The 3,228-nt window shown below is 71.2% G+C and carries 2 protein-coding genes; one reads left to right on the top strand and one right to left on the bottom strand.

The genetic code is table 11. The features are described 5' to 3' along the window. The first annotated feature begins 312 nt into the window (after positions 1–312). The gene (locus tag G6R25_RS22825) at positions 313–2,286 is read left to right on the top strand and encodes a putative bifunctional diguanylate cyclase/phosphodiesterase (RefSeq protein WP_235949472.1); all 1,974 of its coding nucleotides are present in this window, start codon (positions 313–315) and stop codon (positions 2,284–2,286) included. A 696-nt stretch (positions 2,287–2,982) separates the two neighbouring features. Here G6R25_RS22825 and G6R25_RS22820 read toward each other — a convergent pair. Next, positions 2,983–3,228 (bottom strand): M4 family metallopeptidase (locus tag G6R25_RS22820; RefSeq protein WP_205447375.1); only part of this gene is annotated, 246 nt, incomplete at its 5' end.

Below are 3,228 nucleotides of genomic sequence, written 5' to 3'. Positions count from 1 at the left end.
TCACAAATCGACGCCGGGAATGGCTCAATGTATCGGGTGCATGTTACTCGCTCCGCTCCACCGACTATGTTGAAGAAAGCCTGACCCGGATCTCGTAGCGTCACGGGTGGTGATCTCGGTCCCGGATCGTCGCCGGCCGGCGCGGCCTGCCGTCTTTCTGCCGAATGTCGGCACAGCAGATATTCCCGCCGTCCTACCACGGCGGGAACGACCGGCTCGGCAGGAGGCTGCGATGCCGGCCGTTTCCTGCGGCTGGGCGTCGGGGTCCGCCGGGACAGGCCTGGCCGGGGGACGCCCGGCCAGGTTCGATCCGTGGGCCAGACACGTCCCGTGGGCTGGTGGAGCGGTGGGGAAGGGATGCGGCTCGTGTTCAGCGGTGGTTCGCACGCCGACCGCCGGCGTTTCCTCGTCGTCGCGCCGACCGGCGCCGTCGTGCTCTTCCTGCTCGCCGCCGTCGTGCCCGGTTCGCCGGGCTATCTGCGCTGGGAGACCTGGGTCGGGGTACTGATCGCGACGGTCAACATCCTGATCGGGTGGATGGCGAAACCACGTTGGGCCTGGGTGCCGCTGTTCGCCGTCGCCTCTCTCGCCATCTCGCTCGGCCTCGGCCTCGCCGCGTCCACCTCCGGCCGCCAGACCGCAATGTATCTGGTCTGGTTTCCGCCGATGTGCGCGTATGTTGCTCTCTTTACAATCCCCGGTGCGATTCTGGTCATCGCCATGATTATCGGGGCGCTCGCGGCCGGAGTGGCGGTCGGCGGCGACCTGAACGAGACCGCCGGCCCCGCGGTGTCCGCGGCGATCTGTACGATCGCGGCCGGATCGATCGTGAAAGGTTTGTTCCGCGCGGGTCTGCTGCAGAGCTACATGGACCCGCTCACCCGCCTAGCCAACCGGGCGGGCACCCTTGAACGCGGCGAAAGGGCCGTTGCGGAGATCCAGGCGGCCGGACGGGAGGCGATCCTGGTCCTTGTCGACATCAATCGGTTCCACGAAATCAACGATGCGTTGGGGCACGTCGGCGGCGACCGGCTGTTGCAGATCATCGCGCGGGCGCTTGCCACGCTCGAACCGAGGCCGGCGTTCGTCGGTCGCGCCGGCGGGGACGAGTTTGCCCTGGTCTTCCAGGGGATGCCGGCCCCGGCGACGGTGGCTGCCGCGTCACGCCGACCGGATGCGGCGCTGGCCGCGTCCACCCCGGCGGAGACGAAGTGGCGCTGGGCGCTCGGGCAGCAGGTTCTGCGCCAGATCCAGGGTCCCTTCCAGGTCTGCGGCGTCGACGTCGAGGTGGATGCCTCCGTCGGGATCGCCGTGGCCCCCCGTGACAGCGCCACCATGGGCGGGTTGCTGACCTGCGCCGACTCGGCGCTGCTACGGGCCAAGCGGGTGGGGAAGAGCCTCGGGTTGTGGGATCCCGGCATCACCGGGGTGCGGCCCGAGGAGATCGCGCTGTACGCGCAGCTGCGCAACGCGATCATCCGCAGCGAGCTGCTGTTGTTCTACCAGCCGTTGCAGTCGGCGCGCTCGGGCGAGATCGTCGGCGCGGAGGCGCTGCTGCGCTGGCACCATCCGACCCGGGGGCTGTTGGCGCCGGGGGTGTTCCTACCCGTCGCCGAACGCTCGCCGCTGATCGCCGATCTGACCCGCTGGGTTCTCGACGAGGCGCTACGCCAGTGCGCCGCCTGGGCTCGAGAGGGCCTGTACCTGCCGGTCTCGGTGAACCTCTCCGCCCGGATGCTGGTGCTCGACGACCTGCCGCAGGTCGTCGCCGGCTCGCTGGCGGCCCACGGCCTGGCCAGCGACGTCCTCACCCTGGAGATCACGGAGAGTGCGCTGGTCACCCAGCCGGCCCGGGCGGCCACGATGCTGAACGAGCTGCGCACGCAGGGGGTCGCACTGTCCCTGGACGACTTCGGCACCGGCTACAGCTCCATGGAGATCCTCAAGGCGCTCCCGTTCGACGAGGTCAAGATCGACCGTGGTTTCGTCACGGATGCCCGCGGCAGCCTGCCCGACGCCGCGATCGTGCGCTCGGTGCTCGACCTGGGTCACCGGCTCGGGCTGCGGGTGGTCGGCGAGGGCATCGAGGACGAGCGCACGCTTGCGATGATGATCGACCTTGGTTGCGATCTGCTCCAGGGCGAGGCGATCTCGGTACCGCTGCCGGCGGCGAAGATGTCCGAGCTGCTCCGGTCCCGGGCCGCCGCGGTGCGGCCGTCAGCCCCGCAGGCGACCATCCCGGCATCGGACCGGTCCCGGCAGCGACCCCCGTCGGCCTCCGCGTAGGCGGCGCGGTGTCAGCGCGTGGGTCAGCTCGCGGCCGCTGCCCCCGGGGTCGCCGCCGGGGCGGTGGGCGCCAGCGACGCACAGGCGGCCCGAGCGGTACGCCAGGTGTCGGCTCCACGCCGGGCGGTGCAGCGGTCGAGCCCGGGCCCACAGCGCCGCCGGGTCCACCGCCGGCACCGGGGCCCCCGCCGCCGTTCGGCGCGCCCGACGGCGGGGCGCCGCTCGGACGGGCGCCCTGTGCTGGCGCGCCTCCCGCCGCGCCAGCACCCGGAGTCGGCAGCGTCACCCCGTTGTTCGCGAGGCAGGTCCGGTAGGAGGCCATCGCGTCCGTCCCACCTGCGGCGGGAGTCGTTGTGCCGGAAGTCGTCCCCGTGCCGGAAGTCGCCCCCGTGAAAGGGGTCACCGCCGAGGCCGCGGCGGTCGCCGAGTCGCTCCCGCCGCCCCCGCATCCCGTCAGCGCGGCCGCCAGGGTGACTGTCAGCAACGGCAGGATGAGCCGGTGCCGCCGTGTCGCGATGCCGTCTCGGCACGCGTACCGGGTCGTCCTGACGTCGTTCATGCTCCTCCTCGAGACAGCGGGACCGCCGGTGTGAGCGCGTCGGCAGGTGAACACGCTGCTGGGCCCCGCTGTGGGGAGCCTGTGCCGAGTCTGGGGATTACATACGGATTCGCGGGATTTATGCGGTCCTGGCGGCGTCAGACCGCGATGCCGACATCGTGCCACGCCTCGACGACGGCCTTGCGCTCGGCCGCGCCGAACAGTATGCTGGCCTGGTGGCTCGTCACCGCTGCGAACGAGCGGAAGGTCGCGTTCGGCCGAACCTGCGGCGAGCGCAGGCTCTCGTACCAGATGCGGCCGGCCCGCTCCCACGCGTGCCCGCCGGGCGCGATCGCGGCGAGGTAGAATGCCTTGTTGGGGATTCCCGAGTTGTAACTGGTCAG

Source organism: Candidatus Frankia alpina (genome assembly GCF_902806485.1).
Lineage (GTDB): Bacteria > Actinomycetota > Actinomycetes > Frankiales > Frankiaceae > Frankia > Frankia alpina.
The sequence above is the reverse complement of the archived record's forward strand: the minus strand, read 5'-3'. Positions and strand labels throughout refer to the sequence as shown.